The organism is Meiothermus rufus DSM 22234 (assembly GCF_000423425.1).
GTDB classification, from domain to species: domain Bacteria; phylum Deinococcota; class Deinococci; order Deinococcales; family Thermaceae; genus Meiothermus; species Meiothermus rufus.
The window spans coordinates 72,865-91,567 of the sequence record NZ_KE384016.1; the positions used below are offsets into that span (position 1 = coordinate 72,865).

15 protein-coding genes, 1 tRNA gene, 2 pseudogenes and 1 CRISPR repeat array are annotated in these 18,703 nt (G+C 64.5%); of the genes and pseudogenes, 5 read left to right on the top strand and 13 right to left on the bottom strand.

Features of this window, described 5'->3' with window-relative positions; translation table 11 throughout:
* The first annotated feature begins 6 nt into the window (after positions 1-6).
* A CRISPR array of direct repeats spans positions 7-280; the repeat unit is 29 nt; unit sequence GTATTCCCCGCACACGCGGGGATGAACCG.
* Between the two features lie 21 nt (positions 281-301).
* Complete coding sequence (locus G552_RS0114115; RefSeq protein WP_027883570.1) at positions 302-1,078, top strand: inositol monophosphatase family protein; 777 nt, start codon at positions 302-304, stop codon at positions 1,076-1,078.
* Here G552_RS0114115 and purD read toward each other — a convergent pair.
* The 10 genes and pseudogenes from purD to G552_RS0114165 all read right to left on the bottom strand — a co-directional run bounded on the left by purD (position 1,066) and on the right by G552_RS0114165 (position 10,271).
* Entirely contained in the window at positions 1,066-2,313 is a 1,248-nt protein-coding gene (purD, locus tag G552_RS0114120; protein WP_027883571.1) for a phosphoribosylamine--glycine ligase, read from the bottom strand. The two genes, G552_RS0114115 and purD, sit on opposite strands and share 13 nt — an antisense overlap.
* Before the next feature lie 28 nt (positions 2,314-2,341).
* Positions 2,342-2,938: pseudogene (gene purN / locus G552_RS0114125) on the bottom strand (phosphoribosylglycinamide formyltransferase); the annotation flags it as partial.
* Entirely contained in the window at positions 2,935-3,588 is a 654-nt protein-coding gene (locus G552_RS0114130) for an HAD family hydrolase (protein ID WP_027883573.1), read from the bottom strand. The pseudogene purN and the gene G552_RS0114130, both read right to left, overlap by 4 nt.
* Before the next feature lie 87 nt (positions 3,589-3,675).
* Entirely contained in the window at positions 3,676-4,284 is a 609-nt protein-coding gene (locus G552_RS15760; protein WP_036271064.1) for a dihydrofolate reductase family protein, read from the bottom strand.
* Positions 4,285-4,310: 26 nt separating this feature from the next.
* Entirely contained in the window at positions 4,311-5,213 is a 903-nt protein-coding gene (locus G552_RS0114140) for an MBL fold metallo-hydrolase (RefSeq protein WP_027883574.1), read from the bottom strand.
* 13 nt (positions 5,214-5,226) lie between these two features.
* A complete protein-coding gene (locus G552_RS0114145) occupies positions 5,227-6,588 on the bottom strand; it encodes a M20/M25/M40 family metallo-hydrolase (RefSeq protein ID WP_027883575.1) in 1,362 nt (453 codons plus the stop codon).
* 40 nt (positions 6,589-6,628) lie between these two features.
* Positions 6,629-8,245 carry a long-chain fatty acid--CoA ligase gene (locus tag G552_RS0114150; protein ID WP_027883576.1) on the bottom strand — a complete coding sequence of 539 codons (1,617 nt, stop codon included), beginning with the start codon at positions 8,243-8,245 and terminating at the stop codon, positions 6,629-6,631.
* Between the two features lie 80 nt (positions 8,246-8,325).
* Complete coding sequence (locus G552_RS0114155) at positions 8,326-9,240, bottom strand: MBL fold metallo-hydrolase (RefSeq protein WP_027883577.1); 915 nt, start codon at positions 9,238-9,240, stop codon at positions 8,326-8,328.
* A 62-nt stretch (positions 9,241-9,302) separates the two neighbouring features.
* Entirely contained in the window at positions 9,303-10,043 is a 741-nt protein-coding gene (locus tag G552_RS0114160) for an endonuclease V (protein WP_169447894.1), read from the bottom strand.
* A gap of 152 nt (positions 10,044-10,195) precedes the next feature.
* Positions 10,196-10,271, bottom strand: a tRNA-Arg gene (locus G552_RS0114165).
* Positions 10,272-10,315: 44 nt separating this feature from the next.
* On the opposite strand from G552_RS0114165, the gene G552_RS0114170 reads away from it, so the two are divergent.
* Positions 10,316-12,151: a peptidyl-prolyl cis-trans isomerase gene (locus G552_RS0114170; RefSeq protein WP_027883579.1), complete on the top strand. Its 1,836-nt coding sequence runs from the start codon at positions 10,316-10,318 to the stop codon at positions 12,149-12,151.
* 84 nt (positions 12,152-12,235) lie between these two features.
* A complete protein-coding gene (gene ndk / locus G552_RS0114175; protein ID WP_027883580.1) occupies positions 12,236-12,652 on the top strand; it encodes a nucleoside-diphosphate kinase in 417 nt (138 codons plus the stop codon).
* Here ndk and uvrB read toward each other — a convergent pair.
* Positions 12,649-14,649, bottom strand: a complete 2,001-nt coding sequence (gene uvrB, locus G552_RS0114180; protein WP_027883581.1) for an excinuclease ABC subunit UvrB — start codon at positions 14,647-14,649, stop codon at positions 12,649-12,651. The two genes, ndk and uvrB, sit on opposite strands and share 4 nt — an antisense overlap.
* 79 nt (positions 14,650-14,728) lie before the next feature.
* Between uvrB and G552_RS0114185 the strand changes: the two genes are divergently transcribed.
* Positions 14,729-14,968, top strand: a complete 240-nt coding sequence (locus G552_RS0114185) for a ribbon-helix-helix domain-containing protein (protein WP_013015230.1) — start codon at positions 14,729-14,731, stop codon at positions 14,966-14,968.
* Positions 14,968-15,375 (top strand): type II toxin-antitoxin system VapC family toxin, encoded by a 408-nt coding sequence (locus G552_RS0114190; protein ID WP_013015231.1) that lies wholly within the window; start codon positions 14,968-14,970, stop codon positions 15,373-15,375. The genes G552_RS0114185 and G552_RS0114190 overlap by 1 nt, the downstream gene beginning before the upstream one ends.
* A 48-nt stretch (positions 15,376-15,423) precedes the next feature.
* Here the strand turns inward: G552_RS0114190 and G552_RS0114195 are convergent, their stop codons facing one another.
* Positions 15,424-18,138: an S-layer homology domain-containing protein gene (locus G552_RS0114195; protein WP_027883582.1), complete on the bottom strand. Its 2,715-nt coding sequence runs from the start codon at positions 18,136-18,138 to the stop codon at positions 15,424-15,426.
* Positions 18,139-18,301: 163 nt separating this feature from the next.
* Positions 18,302-18,703 (bottom strand): annotated as a pseudogene (locus tag G552_RS0114200) (integrase core domain-containing protein); the annotation flags it as partial.

Here is an 18,703-nt window from a genome sequence, read left to right on the forward strand (position 1 = left end):
GTGGTCGTATTCCCCGCACACGCGGGGATGAACCGATATACCTAGGGATATGACAGGATATGACAGAGTATTCCCCGCACACGCGGGGATGAACCGAGCAGGACTGAATGCTGTAAACCACCCCATGCGTATTCCCCGCACACGCGGGGATGAACCGCTTTGCGCTACCAGGGCCAGGGAGGTCTTACGCGTATTCCCCGCACACGCGGGGATGAACCGCTGGTGGTGCGCGTACAGCACTACGGCCTCTCGTATTCCCCGCACACGCGGGGATGAACCGAACCTGTGTAAGAATCAGGGCATGGATCTGCGTCCCTACCTCGAGGCCGCTCTCGATGCGGCCTACCTAGCCAAAGGCATTCACCAGTACTACCAGGAAAAAGGCTTCACCCACAGCACCAAATCTACCCCTACCGATGTGGTCACCCAGGCCGACCACGAGGCCGAGGCAGCCATCCGGGCTCTTATCGCCGAGCGCTTCCCCGACCACGTGGTGTTAGGCGAGGAGCAGGGCCAGGAAGGGGAGGGCGAGTTTCGCTGGATTGTAGACCCCTTGGATGGCACGGTGAACTACGCCCACGGCTTTCCCTTCTATGGGGTGAGCATCGGGCTGGAGGTACGAGGAGAGGTGGTGTTGGGGGTGGTGCTGGATACCGCCCGGGGCGATCTCTTCACCGCTACCAAAGGCGGCGGGGCCTACCTGAATGGCCGCCCGCTGCGGGTTTCCCAGCGAACCACTTTGGTGGGCAGTCTGCTGGCTACCGGTTTTCCCTACGATGTGGCACGAGACCCGGAGAACCTCACCTACTTCCAGCGGGCTTTGGCCAAGGGGCTGACCGTGCGGCGGCCCGGGGCAGCGGCCCTCGACCTGGCCAATGTGGCCGCGGGCCGGCTGGACGGTTTCTGGGAGGTTAAGCTCAACCCCTGGGATGTGGCTGCGGGCTGGCTCCTCATCACCGAGGCAGGCGGCCAGGTCACCGGGTTCCAGGGCGAGGCCTACCGCCTGGGTAACCGCTATTTAGTGGCCTCCAATGGGCGGATTCACCAGGCGCTGCTCGAGGCCCTTCAGGGCCGATAGGCCTTTTGCCCGATGTCCCGCCGGTACAGGGCCTGGGGAAACTCCACCGCCGCCACCCCGGTGTAGGCCCGCTCGAGGGCCTGGGCCAGGGTATCCCCCAGCCCCACCACGTTCAGCACCCGCCCTCCCTGGGTAACCAGGCCCTGGGGGGTACGGCGGGTACCGGCCTGGAAGTAGAGCACGTCCTGCGGGGGGCGGGAAGGCAGGCGCAGGGGCAGGCCCTTGTGGGGGTCCTGGGGGTAACCCGGCGCGGCCATAACCACACAGACCGAGGCCCGGGGTTGCCATTCCAGGCTCAGCTCGTGCAACCGACCCTCTACCACCGCCAGGGCCAGCTCAATCAGGTCGGTGCGCAACAGCGGCAAAATGGCCTGGCACTCGGGGTCGCCAAAGCGGGCGTTGAACTCGAGCACTTTGGGCCCTTCCTCGGTCAGCATCAGCCCAGCGTAGATGACCCCTTTGTATACGATGCCCTCGGCCCTAAGCCCCTGTACCAAGGGCCTGAGCACCCTGGCCTCCACCTCCTCCAGCATGCCAGGGGGTAGCGGGTAGGGGCAGATGGCCCCCATGCCCCCGGTCATGGGGCCAGCGTCGCCATCTAAAAGGCGCTTGTGGTCTTGGGAGGGGAGCAAAGGCCGGATGGTGACCCCATCGGTGACGGCCAGCACGGTAACCTCGGGGCCTTGCAGGAACTCCTCCACCACAATCTCGCCCCGCTCAGCCCCGGAGAGGATGTTCATGGCGGCCTGTTTGGCCTGTTGCAGGCTGGTGGCCACCGTCACCCCTTTGCCAGCGGCCAGGCCGGAATCCTTCACCACGATGGGGGCTCCTGCGGCCTCGAGGTAGGAAAGGGCATCGAGCACATCGCTGAAGGTTTTATAGCGGGCGGTAGGGATGCCAAAGCGGGCCATTAGGTCTTTAGCGAAGGCTTTGGAACCCTCGATCATGGCCGCTTGCTGGGTGGGGCCGAAAATCCGAAGCCCCCGGGCCATAAACGCATCGGCGATACCTTCCACCAGCGGCGCCTCGGGCCCCACCAGGGTTAGCTCGATACCCTCCTGGTCGGCCCATTCGGCCAACCGATGAACGTCGCCATCCCAGGGGATGCACTCGGCTAGCTCGGCCATGCCGGGGTTGCCCGGTGCAGCGTAAAGCTGGGTGAGCAAGGGCGACTGGGCCGCCTTCCAACACAAGGCGTGCTCCCGCCCGCCCGAACCGACCACCAGTACCTTCACGCCGAACAGAATATCAAATTCTGCTCCCCGGCCAGGCCTCCCCCCTAAGCACCCGCCGTACTGCCTCGGGATAGGCCTGGTGTTCCTCGGCCAGGATGCGGGCCGAGAGGCTCTCCTCGGTATCGCCAGGCAGCACCGGTACCCGGCGCTGCAGGATGATGGGGCCGGTGTCCATCCCTTCGTCGACGAAGTGCACCGTACAGCCCGTTTCGCGGACCCCGGCCTTTAGGGCCTGGCGCTGGGCGTGTAGACCAGGGAACTGAGGCAATAGCGAGGGGTGGATGTTGAGAATGCGCCCCGGCCAGGCGGCCACAAAGCCCGGCGACAAAAGCCGCATAAAGCCAGCCAGCAACACCAGGTCAATCCGGTGCGCTTGCAAAAGCTGGAGGGCGGCTTCCTCGAACTGAGCCCGCCCCCCTTTGGGCCAGGGGATATACACCGCCTCTACCCCCGCCTGCACCGCTTTTTGTAGGGCTAAGGCCTGGCGTCGATCCGAGACCACCAGGACGACGCGCCCTAGGGGGTCGTCCGGGGGGAAGGCTTTCAGCAAGGCCTCCAGGTTGCTGCCCCGGCCCGAGGCCAGCACCGCCAGCCGGGCGGGGCGCTCTAGGGGAAAGGGGTTCATCCGTGTATCCTCCAACCCCGCTCCAAAGCGCGCTGGCGCAGCCGGGGCTCGGGGTAGACTACTACTGCTTGCCGGGCTAGCTCGAGCATGGGTTCATCGGCCAGGGTATCGCCGTAGGCCACTGCCAGGGGCTGCCCTTGCAAGAACTGCCGCAGCTGCTCGGCCTTGTGGCTTCCCGAGCGCACCGGCCCCAGCAGCCGCCCAGTGAACACCCCCCCGACCAGCTCTAAAGGTGTGCCCAGGGCCACCACCCCAGGGCCCAGCCGCCGGGCAAAGGCCTCGAGCATGGGCTGGAAGGTAGCCGAACACAGCACCACCCGCTGGCCCTGGGCCAGCGCGGCCTGCAACTCGGCTACCACTTCGGCCCGGCGCCGGGGCCAGAGTTCGTTCGTCACGACCCATTCCCCCACTGCCTCTAGCTCACTCTGGCCTAGCCCGGCCAGCAGCCTGGCGGCAGCGGCCATGAATTGGTCCTGGAAGGCCCGCTTGTCCCTAAAGCCCAGCCGTGCGGCGATGGCCCCCGGCAGGTGGCGGTAGAAAAAAGCCCGGTACGCCCCAGCCCGCCCGTGGGCCTGCATCCAGGCTGCCATGCCCTTCCAGGTTTCTCCGGTGGTGAGGGTGCCCTCGAGGTCGGTGGCAATCGTCGTCATGGTCTCGTGATCAACATACCATTTACCCAGCCAGCGCATGGCTCGAGGGCGCTTCTCGGTTCAGTCTTAACCATATGCCCCCGGCACTTACGAGTTAGCCGACCCGCTTTGTACCGAACCAAGTGGCTCATACGTGGAGATCACCACGCCGGTGGTTGAAACCACGTTGTGCAAAAGCCTCAGACTAAGGGGCAAAGTTCCCTGGCCAAAAAGCCGCTTGCCCTGGCCCAGTACCACCGGATAGGTCTGTACAATTAGCCGATCCAGAAGACCCGCGTTGAGCAGCTGGGGATACAGCGTCGAGCTGCCCTGAACGAGCAGATCAGGGCCTTTGCTGGCCTTGAGTTCCCTGAGCGCATCCAGGCTGGATAGGCGATGGCTGTTGTTCCACTTTGGGGCCAGATCGCGGCTCGAGAGCACATACTTGGCCGTAGGATTGAACCGGGCCGCAATGGGATTGTCTGGGGGCATCTGGGGCCAGTAGGCAGCGAAGATTTCATAGGTCCTGCGTCCCAGCAGGAGCGCATAGGGCGCACCCAGCAGATAGCTGCGCACCGCTTCACGGGTCACATCGTCCGAATAGGCCCAAATCCAGCCGCCCAGCTCAAACCCCCCACTCCGATCCTCTTCCGGGCCTCCCGGGGCTTGCATTACGCCATCCAGCGACAGGAACACTGCACCGATAATCTTTCGCATCCCCGACACTGCCCTTTTGCCGAACTCTAGGCCATCACTTCCTCGGGATGGTGCTTGGTCCAGTAGCGCACCAGCCCGTCCACACTCATCCAGGCGGGGTCGGCGAACTCGTACTCCTGCACCTCTTCCTCGGAAAGCCCGGCGGCCCGTAGGGTGCCAGCTACGTAGGCCTCGAACTCGGCCACCATCTGCTCGCGGCTTTGGCCCTGCTTGAGCCGGGCTTTGATCCAGTCGGCCCATTCAAGGAGTCTGGCTTCCAGCGCCTCCAGGTGCGGCCCCACGTCGTCGGTCGGGCCAAAGTGGGTGAGGTAGAGCTTGCGGAGGTTCAGGGCACGGATTTTAGCAATGGATTGGCACCAGGTTTCGATGTGAATCTCCGGCGGGGGGCAGGGCGGCAGCACCGGGCCACGGCCAATGCGCACCCCGGTCACATCCCCACCGATCAGCACATCCCCCAGCCGGTAGGCGTGGTGGTGGTTGGCGTGGCCGGGGGTCTCCAAAGCCTCTATCCTTACCCCGCCGATCTCGACCCCATCGCCGTCCTGCAGAATGGCTATGCGGTGCTCGGGCACGGAGCCCATCTGGCCCCAGAGGGCTTCCATCTGCTCGCCGTAGATGCGGGTGGCCGAGGCCCACAGCTTGCTGGGGTCGGCCAGGTGGGGGGCCCCTTTGGGGTGGACGTGGATGGTGGCCCCCAGCTCGGCCAGGCGCCAGGCCGCCCCGGCGTGGTCCAGGTGGATATGGGTGACGAAGACCCAGCGGATGTCCGAGGCCGCGTACCCCAGGGCATTGAGGCCGTCCAGAAGGGCGGAAAAGCGCGACTCCGGGCCGGTTTCGAAAAGCACCGGCCCTTCCGGGGTCTCGAGCAAGAACGCCGCGATGACCCTGGGAGCCCGGTCGTGCAGGTCGAGGGTGTGAAGCTTGAGCATAACCTCTCCCATCTTACGTTTCCAAAGCGGCAAAGCCATCCACAATGCGGCCAATATGCCGGGCCGCGTTGAGGAAGTCCTGGATGCGCACGTTTTCGTTGGGGGCGTGGGTGCGGTTTTCGATACCAAACCCTACCCCTGCGTCGATGACCGGGATGCCCAGAGGCCCAGCGAAGGCGTAGGCCGGCGAACTGCCCCCATTGAGGGGGATCAGGCGGTAGGGTTTTTGGTACACCTCTTCTGCGGCCTGGGCCGCCAGCCGCACCAGAGGGTGATCGGGGTGGGCCTTGTAGGGGAACATGTAGTCGCTGTGGGTGATGCGCACGTCGGTAAACCCCTCGGCATCGAGGTGGGCCCGCAGTTTTTGCAGGATGTCGGTGGGGTTCTGGTCGGGCACTAAGCGGAAGTCGAGCTTGGCCGAGGCTTTGGCTGGGATGACGGTCTTGGTGCCGGGCCCCTGGTAGCCGGTGGTGATGCCTTGGATGTTGCAGGTGGGGTTAAAGACGGCCTTTTTGAGTTCGAAGCCGCTCAGGCCACCCACAAACCCTCGCAGCCCGAAGGTCTCGCGCAGGTACGGCTCGATGTCGGGGAGGCGGCGCAACAACTCGAGGTCAAGTTCAGCGATGGGCTTCACATCGTCGTAGAAGCCGGGAATCAGGATGCGCTCGTTTTCATCTTTGAGCGAGGCCAGCACCCGCACCATACGCCAGGCCGCGCTGGGCAGGAGGTGGGCGCTGCCGGAGTGGGCGTCGCGGGAGAGGGTCTCGACCTCGAGTTCTACCGCCAGGATGCCCCGCCGGCCCAGCGAGGTGCCAGGGTAGCCCTCAAAGTCCAGCCCACCTTCCTCCCAGAGGGCCCCGTGGCAGTGCAGCAAATCCAGGTGGTCTTGCACGAAGCGGGCAATGCCGGGGCTGCCTACTTCCTCGTTGCCCTCCACCACGAAGAGCACCCCGCAGGGCAGCGCCCCCCCATGGGCCGCACGCACCGCGTCCACCGCGGCCAGCCGGGCCACGAACTCGCCTTTGTCGTCCTTGGCCCCGCGGGCAAAGAGCTTGCCATCCCGGATTTGGGGCGCGAAGGGCGGCGAGTCCCACAGCTCCAGGGGCTCCGGGGGCTGCACGTCGTAGTGGTTGTAGAACAGCAGCGTGCGCTCCGATCTTCCGGCGGCCCGGCCCACAATCACCGGATTGCCGTACCCCTCGATCTTCCAGGTTTCGAAGCCGTGGTTTTGCAGGATTTCTTCCACCAAGGCCGCGCAGGCCACCACCCCCTCGCCGGTGGCCGAGACGCTGGGCTGGGCGCAGAGCCGTAGGGTTTCCTGAAGGTAGGCCTCGAGATTCTCCTGCAAAAAGTGGTCTATTGCGCTATGGGCCATGGCTCAACTATACGGCCTGGTAAGGCTTTGGAAAACCGAGTCAGGGCTGGGCTTTGGCTTTGTAATCTTTGAAGCGCTCGCGCAACTGCGACTTGAGGAACTTGCCGGTGCTGGTGCGGGGGATTTCCTCCAGGAAAACGTAGGCATCGGGCAGCCACCACTTGGCAAAGCGGGGCTCGAGGAAGGCCTGCAGCTCCTCGGGGGTCACCTGGGCCCCCTCCTTGAGCACCACCGCGGCCAGGGGACGCTCGTCCCACTTGGGGTCGGGAATGGCGATCACCGCGGCCTCCTTGACCGCCGGGTGGGCCATCAGGGCGTTTTCCAGGTCGATGGAGCTGATCCACTCGCCGCCCGACTTAATCAGGTCCTTGGTGCGGTCGGCGATGCGGATGTAGCCCTCGGGGTCGATGGCCACCACATCGCCGGTGCGGAACCAGCCGTCGGGGGTCCATTTGTCCGACTCCTCTTCCAGGTTGTAGTAGCCAGCCGCCACCCAGGGCCCTCGTACCTGCAGCTCCCCCAGCGAGCGCCCGTCCCAGGGCACCACGCCCGCTTCTCCTACCGCGCGGATCTCCACCAAAGGGGTGGGTAGGCCCTGCATGGCCCGGTAGCGGTAGGCTTCCTCGGGGTCGCTTCGCAGGTGGCGCTTTAGGCGGCTGGTAGTGCCCAGGGGGCTCATCTCGGTCATACCCCAGGCGTGCAGCACCTTGAGGCCGAACTGGTCGAAGGCCCGGATCATGGCCTCGGGGGCGGCGGAGCCGCCCACCACCATCTCCATGGGTTGGAGCTTCCAGCGGGTGGGCTCTTTTTGCAAGGCCTGCAACACCCCCAGCCAGATGGTGGGCACCCCGGCGGTCTTGGTGACCCGCTCCGAGGCGTACAGCTCGAGCAGGCTCTCCGCATCCAGGTGTGGCCCCGGCAGCACCAGCTTGCACCCGGTCATCACCCCGGTATAGGGCAGGCCCCAGGCCAGCACGTGGAACATCGGCACTACCGGCAAAAGTACGTCCTGCATGCCCAGGTTGAGCGCGTCGGGCAGGGCCGAACCCAGGCTGTGCAGCACGATGGAGCGGTGCGAGTACACCACCCCTTTGGGCCGGCCGGTGGTGCCGGAGGTGTAGCACATGGCCGCGGCCTCGCGTTCGTCGAAGGCGGGATAGGCGAAGTCGTCGTCGCCCGAGGCCAGGAAGTCCTCGTAGCTTTCCAGGCCCGCGGGCACCGGCTGGCCCGAGAGCGGCACCACGATGACCCGCTCCAGCCTGACCTGCTCGCGCACGGCCTCGTAGAGCTTGAGCAGCACGTCGTCTACGATCAGGATTTTGTCCTGGGCGTGGTGGATGATGTAGGCGATGTCGGAGGGGTGCAGCCGCAGGTTGAGGGGGTGGACCACCCCCCCGGCCACCGGGACGCCAAAGTAGGCTTCGAGGTGGGCGTAGGTGTTCCAGGAGAGGGTGGCCACCCGATCCCCTTTCTGCAGCCCGGCTTTTTGCAGCGCCGAGGCCAGCCGCCGTGCGCGGTGGTAGAAGTCGGCATAGGTGTAGCGGTGCAGGGACTTGTCGGGCAGCCGGGTCACGATTTCTTCTTTGGGAAACAGAGCACCGGCCCGCTCGAGCAGGTGCACCAGGCTGAGGGGGAAGTCCATCATGCAAGACTGCATTGTTCGCCTCCTGGTCTTTTGGACCCCAGTATAAAGAACCCCCCCCGTTTTAGGGGAGGCTTTGCGCGAAAGAGAAGCCTCTAGAAGACGAAGAAGGCCGGGACAAACTCGTAGGCGTTGCCAGCCCGGCGCACATGGCCCACCCCCGGCCAGGCGAAGTGGTAGCCCACCACCATGATGCGCTCCGCCGCCGCGGTCTGCCACAGCCGGGCCCGGGTGACCACGGCCTGCTGGGGATTGGCATCGAAACCCAGGTAGTGGTCGGGGAAGCGGAACGACAGGATGTGGTGCCCGCCCGCATCGCCTAAGTGCCAGAGGGTCTGGTCGCCCGAGCGAACCTGCACCGCCAGGTGGCCTACGGTGTGGCCGGCGGTATCCACCGCGGTCAGGCCGGGGGCGATCTCGGCCCCAGGCCGAACCAGGGTAAAGCGCTCGCGCAGGGCCACCAGGTTGGCTGGGGGATTGGCCTGGGAGAGCCAGAACTGCATCTCGGTCTCGCCGATCAGGTGCCGGGCGTTGGGGAAGGTGGGCTGGCCGTTCGTAACCAGGCCGCCGATGTGGTCGCCGTGGCCGTGGGTGATGAAGACGATGTTGATGTCGGCGGGGCGGAGGCCGGCATTGGCCAGGTGGGCCAGCATCCGGCCTGTTGGCCCCCGCCCGGTGTCGATCAGGATTTTGGCCTGCCCGGTGTCCACCACCATGGGGTTGAAGTTGTTGATGAACTGGGTGGGCTCGAGGAAGTTCTCCCGCAAGGCTGCGGCAAACTCGGCCTGCCGCCCCGGGTTGGCCCCCCAGTTGGGGAAGGCATTGCCCGGAGGGGTCTGGCCATCGCTCAGGATGGTGAGGGTAAAATCCCCCAGCTTGAAGCGGTAAAACCCCGCCCCGTTGGGCATAGGGGTTGCGGGCTGGCCCTGGGCCGAGGCCCCTCCTGTGGCCGCAACCGCACCGGCCACGCCTACCAGCTTGAGGGCCTCTCGACGGGTTACTCTACGCATAACCACCTCCTAATGGTTTTCTCACCCCAGTTGAGGAAATAAAGTGCAAAGAAAACCATAGTTCATACGGGTCCAGGCAATATGGGGCCACAGCACATTTGCCCGCTCTGCTGGCCTTTACGCCGGGCCTCGCCCGCCGCCAGGTGGGCCAGGCGCAGAGGTTCCGGTAGGCGGGTTTTGCCGCCAAGGGAACGTACAAAAGCCAGGCTTTCCTCCATCCCCACCCGGTGCCCCGGCGATATAAACAGCGGCCTGACCCCGGTGCGGCTGCGGTAGACCCAGCCAATCTGTACGTTTTCATTCATCAGCCGTATGACCGAGCCAGCCTCTTTGGGCAGGTCGCCCTCGGGCCTTCCCAACAGCAAGGTCTTGGCCACCCCGATGGCCGGGATGTCCAGGTGTACCCCCAGGTGGGCCGCGATCCCCAACCCCCGGGGATGGGCGATCCCCTGTCCATCTACCAGCAGGGCCTGGGGCGGTTGAGCGAGCTGCGCAAGGGCGGCTAGGTAGAGGGGGGCCTCGCGGAAGGATAAAAACCCCGGTACGTAAGGGAAAAGCGCCGACTCGTCGATCTGGGCAATGGCTACCTGCAGCGGCTGGCCCAGGGCGCAATCCCATAGCACCACAGCCGCCACCGAGACGCCTGACCCCTGGGCAAAGCGGGTGGGGTGCGAGGCATCCAAGGCGGCGATGTAGCGAAGGCCCTCGAGGCTGCCTTGCAAAACTACCTTGGCGGCCAGCGCGCGCTGTAGCCGGGCTGCCTCGGGCAGGTTATTGGGCTTTGGGAAAGAAGGCATACCCACTCCTGGCCTTGCTGCTAGATATGCTACAATCGGGCCTTGGTGTAGGTTCGCCCGCCCCTTAACCTAGGTCTTAGCTGGCCAGGGTACAAAGAGGGCAGTGGGGCAGAGCCGGCCATACAAAAGGCCGGGCCCAAGCCCGACCCAGCGAAAGATGGCGCACCCGACAGGACTCGAACCTGTGACCTTTCGCTCCGGAGGCGAACGCTCTATCCACTGAGCTACGGGTGCAACACAGCACCCATGAGGGTAGCACCGCGCAAGGAGGCAGTCAAGTGTTTGGAATCAACAAGAGGGTTATTGCGGTTATCTTCGGGATTCTGGCCCTGGTCTTTGTGGTGGGGTCGATCCTGCTTTTTACCCCCCAGGGCCAGCGCCGCACCCAGGGCAACATCGAGTTTACCGTCAACGGTCGCCCGGTTTACGCCCTCGAGCTGGCACGAGCCCAGCAGAGCGATCCCATCCTGAGCACCAATCCCCAAGGCCTGTTGAAAAACCTGGCCGACATCTACTTCGGGGAGCGCCTGGTTCTCACCAACGCCCTGCTGCAGGACACCGCCCGCATCCGGGTTTCCAGCGGGGAGTTGAAGAAAGAACTGGACACTATACGCGAACGCTTTGGCCTACAGAAGAAGGAAGACTACGACCGCTTCCTCACCCAGGTGGGCTATACCGATGCTCAGCTGCGCAGCGAGCTGCGCGACCAGATTCGCATCAATAAGCGAATCGAGGAGATTCAGAAAAAGGCCGAGCCCACCCTGGAGGAGATGCGGCTTTACTTTGAGCTGAACCGCGAGCTATACCGCAACGAGGAGCGCGTACAGGCCCGCCAGATTGTGCTCGACGACAAAGCCACCGCCCAAGCAGTCTATGCCGAGGTTACGGCTCCAGGAGCAGACTTCGCCGCCATCGCCAAGGCCAAATCCAAGCTCAACGCCGAGCAAGGCGGGGCTTTGGGCGCGGCAGCGGGCAAGAGCGAGCCCGGCCCGGTGACCCGGGTGGTCTTCCCCAATGCGGTGGCCGAGGCCGTGTTCAAGCTGCGCGATGGGCAGATCAGCAAGCCTATTGAGGCGGGGGGCCGTTTCTACATCGTAAAGGTAGAGAAATACCTGCCCGCCAGCGACGTAGCCTTCGAGGAGGTACAAGACCGGGTCAAAGAGGACGCCAAGCGGGTCAAGGGGCAGGGGGCCTTGGAGGCCTACCTCGAGGGCCTGCGCCAGAAGGCCACCGTGCGCTTTGCCGAGGGGGCTAGCCTGCGTTGGGAAAACCCGGTGGTGGCCACGGTCAACGAGCACGAGATTAAGCTGGCCGAGGTGCTCCAGTCGATCTTCGCCAACCCCCAGGTACCCCAGCTTCTGCAACAGGGCCTGGGTGAGCTGGCGGTACAGTTCTTCCTGCCCCAGACCCTGGAGCAGTTCATCACCCGTGAGGCGGTCTACCAGGCGGCTAAGGCCTTGGGCCAACCCTTCTTCGGTTCCAAGACCGATATCGTCAACCAGGCCCAACAGTGGAAAACCCGCGACATCCAGGTCAGCGAGGCCGAGGTGCGCAGGTTCTACGATGCCAACCTGGCCAACTTCACCATTCCCGCCTCGGCCAAGGTGCAGGCGGTGAACTTTGGCAAAGACGACCGGGCCAAGGCCGAGGCCTTCCGGGCCGCCGCGCTAAGGGGGGGTAAGCTCGAGGACCTGGCCAAGGCCAACAGCGGCACCATCCAGGACTTTGGCGTGGTCAACCCCGGCACCATGCCCCCGGTGCCCAACCGCCTGGTTTTCCTGACCCGGGGCAGCTTCCCCAAGAGCCCCTTGGGTGAGGTGAGCGAGGTAGTGAAGCTCGAGGACGAAAGCTACCAGGTGCTGATCGTGAACGAGCGCAAAGCCGAGGTGCTGCGCCCCTTCGAAGAGGTGAAGGAAGAGGCCCGCCAGCAGGTGCTGGCCTCCCGCCGGGCCGAAGCGGCCCAGCAGTGGATCGAGGAGGTGCGCAAGGCGGCCAAGGTGGAAAACAAGCTGCAAGCGGTGCTGACCGCGCTTACGCCCAAGGAAGAACCCAAGAAAGAGGAGCCCAAGAGCGGCGAAGAGAAAAACAACCCCGCCGCCCCGGCGAATCGCTAATCTGGCCGGGGGCCGGGCCCTCCCCATGCGGGGGAGGGTTTTTGTTTGTGGGAAAGCTCCTCAGCATGTAAACTCTTCTGCGGTATGGAACGCACCTACATCATGATCAAACCCGACGGCGTGCGCCGGGGGCTGACCGGCGAGATCATCCACCGCATCGAGCGCAAAGGCTTTCAGATCGTGGCCATGAAAAAGATGCGCCTCTCCCGCGAGCTGGCCGAGGCTCATTACGGCGAGCACAAGGACAAGCCCTTCTTCGAGGGGCTGGTCGAGTTCATCACCAGCGGGCCGGTGGTAGCCATGGTGGTCGAGGGCCCTGGGGTCATCGCCGAGATGCGCCGCCTGATGGGGGCCACCCGCCCCTGGGAGGCCGCGCCCGGCACCATCCGCGCCGACTTTGCCACCACGGTGGACGAAAACGTCATCCACGGCTCCGACAGCCCCGAGAGCGCCGAGCGCGAGATCGGGATCTTCTTCAAGCCAGAAGAGATTATCGCCTAGCGCCGCTGGCGGCGTTTGCCTTTGCCAACCCGGGCCGGCTCGGGCAGGCCCTTGAGGCGGGCCTCTATGGCCCTCATCTGGTCGCGCAGGCGGGCTGCTTTCTCGAAGTCCAGGGCCTCGGAGGCGGCCCACATCTCGGTCTCGAGCTGCTCCAAGAGGCTTTGCAGCAGGGCCGGGTCTTCCAGGGCCACCTCGGCGGCTTCGCCCTCGTAGTCCTCGGGCTTAACCAGCTTGCGCACCGACTTCTGCACGGTCTGGGGGGTGATGCCGTGGGCCTGGTTGTAGGCCTCCTGCAAGGCCCGGCGGCGGTTGGTCTCGTCAATGGCGGTTCTCATCGCCTCCGAGACGGTGTCAGCGTAGAGGAAAACCTCGCCCCCCACGTTGCGGGCGGCCCGTCCGATGGTCTGGATCAAGGAGCGCTCCGAGCGCAAAAACCCCTGCTTGTCGGCGTCTAGGATGGCCACCAGCGAGACCTCGGGCAGATCCAGCCCTTCGCGCAGCAGGTTGATGCCCACCAAAGCGTCGAAGTGGCCCAGCCGCAGGTCGCGCAGCAGGGCCTGGCGCTCGAAGGCGTCGAGTTCGTGGTGTAGGTAGCGGGCACGGATGCCGTGTTCCACCAGGTAGGCGGTGAGTTCCTCAGCCATGTGCACGGTGAGCACGGTGACCAGGGTGCGCTCCCCCCGGGCGGCCCGGGTGCGGATGGCCCCCATCAGGTCCTCGATCTGGCCCTGGGTGGGCTTGACCCTGACCAAAGGGTCCAAAAGGCCGGTGGGGCGGATGATCTGCTCCACCACCCGGCTCGAGACCTCGAGCTCGTAGGGCCCTGGCGTGGCCGAGACAAACACCACCTGCCCCACCCGCTCCAAAAACTCGTTGAACTTGAGGGGGCGGTTGTCCAGGGCGCTGGGCAGGCGGAAGCCGTAGTCCACCAGGGTCTTCTTGCGTATGTAGTCGCCGTTGTACATGCCCCGAAGCTGGGGCACCGTGACGTGCGACTCGTCCAGCCAGACCAGGTAGTCCTGGGGGAAATAGTCCAAAAGGGTGTAGGGCGCTTCACCCGGCGCCTTGCCCGAGAGATAGCGGCTATAGTTCTCGATCCCCGGACAGGTGCCCATTACCTCGAGCATCTCCAGGTCGTATAGGGTACGCTCTCTAAGCCGCTGAGCCTCTAAAAGCCGCCCCTCCGCCTCCAGCACCTGAAGCCGCTCGGCCAGCTCCTGGCGAATCTGGGGGATGGCCTCCTTGAGCCGCTCCTCCGGGGTGGCGTAGTGGGTGGCCGAGAGCAGCACGAAGCCCGGCAAATCCTTTAGCCGCGCCCCGGTGATGGGGTGCACCACCGTTACCCGCTCAATAGTGTCGCCAAAGAGCTCGATGCGGATAGGCTCCTCTTCGTAGGCCGGCCAGACCTCCAGCACCTCGCCTCTGGCGCGGAAGCGGCCCGCCTCGAGCTGCACATCCCCCCGCTGGTACTGCAACCCCACCAGCCGTTCCAGCAAGGCCTCGCGGGGAAATTCCTGCCCCACCTCCACCACCAGGCTGCTGTTTTTGTAGTCCTCCGGGCTGCCCAGGCCGTAGATAGCCGAGACCGAGGCCACCACAATCACGTCGCGCCGGGTGAGCAGGCTGCGGGTGGTGGAGTGGCGCAGCCGCTCGATCTCGGGGTTGATGCTGGCGTCTTTCTCGATGTACAGGTCGCGCCCCGGCACGTAGGCCTCGGGCTGGTAGTAGTCGTAGTAGCTGATGAAAAACTCCACCGCGTTTTCCGGGAACAGCTCGCGGAACTCGGCGGCCAGCTGCGCGGCCAGCACCTTGTTGGGGGCCATGACCAGGGCCGGGCGCTGCAACGCTTCAATCACCTTGGCCATGGTCACGGTCTTGCCAGTGCCGGTCGCGCCCAGGAGGGTGACAAAGCGCTCGCCGTCGCGCAGGGCTTCGGTGAGGGCGGCAATGGCCTGGGGCTGGTCGCCTTTGGGTTCGGGGCCTTGGTAGCGGAACATTAGCAACCAATCTACTACCATCCAATAGATTATGTTTGTATCGAAACTCGCACTGACCTGGGTATGCTAACATAAACATATGAAACGCACCACCATTTACCTGGATCCCGAGCTCGAGCTGCTGCTCAAGCTCGAGGCCCGGCGCTCAAAAAAGCCCGTGGCCGAGATTATCCGCGAGGCGGTTCGGGATAAGCTGTACAAAAAACCCCGAGGGCTCCCCGTTGGGGTGGGTGAATTCGATAGCGGCCACACCGATGGTGCCGAGCGTTTTGAGGAGATCTTGGACGAGCTGGGGTTTGGCAACCCGGAGAATAGCTGATGGCCCTGATCCTGGACAGCGGCGTGCTAACCGCTCTTTACGATCGGCGAGACCAGTGGCATCTTGCAACCAAAGATTTACTGCTTCGCGAATCAGGCCCACTGGTTATACCAGCCCCAGCGATCCCGGAGGTGGATTACTTCCTTGGTAAAAGGCTGGGCCTTCCAGCCCAGCTTCGGTTTTACCAGGGCATTACCGAGGGTGCCTATCTGGTAGCCGATCTATCCGAAGCCGGATACCAGCGGGTTTTTGCGCTGAACCAGCAGTACCAGAGCCTCCGCCTGGGTTTCGTGGATGCTGCTGTTATTGCCATTGCCGAGGAGCTGGGCATCGGGCAGATTGCCACCCTCGACCGCCGGCATTTCGGGGCGGTGGAGGCCCGAATCAAGCTCGAGCTGCTGCCCTAAAAAAAGAACCCCGCCCTTTCGGGCGGGGTTTTTAGGCAGGAGCGGTGTTTAGAAGTTGAGTACGTAGAAGACGCGGAAGCCGCGGCCCACGCTCTCGATGGTGCTGAAGTCGGTACCGTTGCTGTCGAAGTCGAACACACCGTACCAGATGCCCCAGCCCGCGTAGGTGTAGCGCACCTGGATGCCGCGAACGCCGCCGTCACTTGTGGCTTGTGCAACAGGGCCAAAGCCACCGTTCGGGCCGTTGAAGAGTCCGTCGTTGGTGGTGGTAAAGGGGTTGTTGAACTCGCGGGTGGTATAGCCGCCCACGCCGGTGCCGGTCACCTGGGCCGCATCCACGCTCAGGGTAGCCCCGGGCAGCAGGAAGTCGGCCAGGGAGAGGCCCACGCGAATGAGGGTCTCGCTGGCGTCGGTGCCGGTAGCAAAGTCGGTGTCGCGCTTGGCAAAGGCACCGTTCAGGCTCAGGCCGAAGAAGAGCGGCTGGGTGCTGGCCTGCACACCATACTTGATGGTGGTGTAGTTAACCTCGGTACCGGGGGTGGTCGCTGCGGCAGTGTAGCCGTGGAAGCGGAAGTTGGGGGTAATGGTGATGAAGCCCAGGGGCAGCGCCATGCGGGCCTCACCCACCAGGTCGGTACGGGCGCCGTTGGAGCCGAAGGCGGCGTTGGCACCATCGGAGTTGCGGAACTCGAAGGCCAGGTTGAGGCCGCTGATCAGCGCGCCGGAGGCGGCGCCGTCGTGGGCCACCCGCACACCCAAGTTGGTTCCGAAGGCCGCACGGGTCGCCGGGCCCCGGTTGGAGTAGGTGTTGCCCACCGAGTACTGCGCAGCGCTCGCGGTGCTGGCGTTGTTGAGATAACCCGTTACGTTAAAGCCGGCGATGGGCCCAAGGGTAACACCCACCCCAAAAGCGGTGGTGTTTGGGGTTAGGGTAAGCTGCGGTACGCGGCTGTCGAGGTAGCCGTTCACCCCAATGATGCCCAGCGAAGCCGAGGCAATCAGACCAAAGCCCGCACCGGCGTTGGCGGGGTTGAAAAGGCGGTCGGTGTCGTCTTGGGAAAGACCCATGGAAGAGCCGGACAACGCATCGGTCCAGTTTCCGGTAGCGAAGCCGGGGTTGATGGAGCGGTAGTTCCCGCGCAGGCTGATGGGGCCCAGCGAGGTGCCCGCCTGAACGTAGAAGAGGGAGCCAGCGGTGTTGGTGATAACGTCGTTGGAGTTAATGAACTCGCCTTCGAGGTCCAGGAAGCCCAGCAGCTTGCCGTTCCAATCCACACCGACTGCGGCTTTGCGGTCATCGGCCCCAGTGCCCCGCAGGTCGTTCTCGGCGTAGTTCACGCCCAGGTTGAGGCCCAGCAGGTTGATGGCGCCGCGGATACCGAAGTAATCGCGATCCGCTGCAGCCGCGTTCGCAGCGGTGCTACCCAGCACAATGGTGAAGTTGGGTGAGAGCAGGGCCTTGGTCAGGTTGGCGCTCACCACAAAGCCGCTGCCCGCAGCCGACGCGTTGTTGTTGAAGAAGTACGGGGTGAAGCGGAAGGTGTTGCTAATGCTATAGCGCAGGCTGACCGGCTGGCCGTCCACGTTGCCGGAAACGCTAACCCCCCTGAGCGAGATCGTGTTGGCGGGCACCTGAAGGCTGCCATTGCCAGCGGAGAAGCGCAGGGTCACGCTGGCTTCGGAGAAGTTGAAGCCGCTGCCGGTGCCGGGGGTGCGCTTCAGACCAAAGGTCAGGTCGGCCTGGCCCAGGGTATCCGATGAACCGGCTAAGTCGGTACCGTCGCTATCGTTCGCGAAACCTGCTGCCGGGAAAAGGCGGTCGATGTCGAAGTCGCCTCCAGGCCCAGTGGTGAAGCGGTAGCCGTAGCGGGCCAGCAGGGAGCCGGTCAGGGTCGGACGGGTGCCTTCCACCGCAGCCAGGCGGCTGTCCAGCCCACTCACACGGGTATCCAGGGCGCTTACCCGGTCGGCCAGGCGCACCAGGTCGCTGCGCAGGGCGGTGGCGAACTCTTGGATAGCGCTCACGTCTTCGCGGTTGGCAAAGGACTCAAAGTCCACATCGCCCAGCTGCTTCTCCAGGGCGGTCACCCGGTCTTGCAGGCTGAGCACGTCCTGGTTCAAGAGCACGGCCAGCTCGTTCAGCGCGCGGATGCTGTCGGCATCGGCCTCCACCTGGGTCTTGAGGGCGGCCACATCGCCTTCCACACCATCCAGGCGCTCGGCCAGGGCCTGGGCCTGGGCCAACGCGGTGTCGGCGGCCACGCTGGCGGCTTCCACCCGGTCGGCCAGGTCGGCCAGAGCAGCCTCGTCTAGACCGCCTTCTGGCTTCATGTTCTTGAGCTCTTCCAGGGCCGCTTCGAGGCGGGCGATGTCGTCCTTAGAGGCGGCGTTGTCCTCCAGGGCCGAGACCCGCACGCCCAAAGCGGCCAGCTCGGCGGCCAGCTCCTGGATGGCGTTGCGGATGGCGGTCAGATCCTCATCGCTAAGGCCGTTGCCGCTGGCCTGGGGCTTCACGCACTCCCCGCCCTGCGCGATCTCGTTCAGCAGGCGCTGGAAGATCAGAGCCGCCTGGTAGCGGGTGAGGTTTTGGTTACCCCGGAAGGTGCCATCCGGGAAACCGGTGATAAGACCGCAGGCGGCGATGCGCTCTACGGCTTCCTGGGCCCAGTGCCCGGCGGGTACGTCGGAGAACTGGGCTTGGCCGAAGCCCAGACCAAGGACGGTCAGCAACCCGGCCAAGTAGACCACTAGCTTTTTCCTCATTTTGCCTCCTCTTACACCCCACAGGCCCCCAGCTGGAAACCTTGTGGGAACCTAACCTGCGGAGGCGAGGGGCTTTTTTAGGGGCGAGTTGCCAAGTTTCCTCTCCTAAAACCCCTGGGCATCCGCAGCGGATGACCAGCAAAAGCTCTTTCCCTCACGGGACTCAGGGAACGCTCACCTGGCACATCCGGCAGGCATCATACCCGCGTGTTTCTCGCCCTGTCAAGTATGTGTAATCGGTCAACACATGTGAGACTGGGGAACCGACTCCTCCTGCATCTTAGCTAAATACTCCAAGGGAGCAAGACCCCCCAGGGCCATGTGAGGCCTTCGGCGGTTGTAGTGGTCCAGGTAGGCATCCAGCTCTGCCTGTAGCTCGCTGAGCCGGGGGGGCAGAGGCCGGGTATAGAGCTCCTCCCTAAAGGTCCGTTGCACCCGCTCCACGTGACCATTGAGTTTAGGACTCCTCGGCGGCAGCACAAACAAGGCAATCCCCAGAGCACAGCAGGCCTCCTCAAACTCGGCCATGAACTCGCTGCCCCCATCCACCTGGATGGCCCGGATG

What these genes read in the sequence shown, in the direction of transcription:
- G552_RS0114115 (WP_027883570.1), top strand. Translation starts at nt 302, where the DNA reads ATGGATCTGCGTCCCTACCTCGAGGCCGCTCTCGATGCGGCCTACCTA.
- ndk (WP_027883580.1), top strand. Translation starts at nt 12,236, where the DNA reads ATGGAACGCACCTACATCATGATCAAACCCGACGGCGTGCGCCGGGGG.
- G552_RS0114190 (WP_013015231.1), top strand. Translation starts at nt 14,968, where the DNA reads ATGGCCCTGATCCTGGACAGCGGCGTGCTAACCGCTCTTTACGATCGG.
- G552_RS0114140 (WP_027883574.1), bottom strand. Translation starts at nt 5,213, where the DNA reads ATGCTCAAGCTTCACACCCTCGACCTGCACGACCGGGCTCCCAGGGTC.
- G552_RS0114195 (WP_027883582.1), bottom strand. Translation starts at nt 18,138, where the DNA reads ATGAGGAAAAAGCTAGTGGTCTACTTGGCCGGGTTGCTGACCGTCCTT.
- G552_RS0114150 (WP_027883576.1), bottom strand. Translation starts at nt 8,245, where the DNA reads ATGCAGTCTTGCATGATGGACTTCCCCCTCAGCCTGGTGCACCTGCTC.
- G552_RS0114145 (WP_027883575.1), bottom strand. Translation starts at nt 6,588, where the DNA reads ATGGCCCATAGCGCAATAGACCACTTTTTGCAGGAGAATCTCGAGGCC.
- uvrB (WP_027883581.1), bottom strand. Translation starts at nt 14,649, where the DNA reads ATGTTCCGCTACCAAGGCCCCGAACCCAAAGGCGACCAGCCCCAGGCC.
- G552_RS0114155 (WP_027883577.1), bottom strand. Translation starts at nt 9,240, where the DNA reads ATGCGTAGAGTAACCCGTCGAGAGGCCCTCAAGCTGGTAGGCGTGGCC.
- G552_RS0114130 (WP_027883573.1), bottom strand. Translation starts at nt 3,588, where the DNA reads ATGACGACGATTGCCACCGACCTCGAGGGCACCCTCACCACCGGAGAA.
- G552_RS0114185 (WP_013015230.1), top strand. Translation starts at nt 14,729, where the DNA reads ATGAAACGCACCACCATTTACCTGGATCCCGAGCTCGAGCTGCTGCTC.
- G552_RS15760 (WP_036271064.1), bottom strand. Translation starts at nt 4,284, where the DNA reads ATGCGAAAGATTATCGGTGCAGTGTTCCTGTCGCTGGATGGCGTAATG.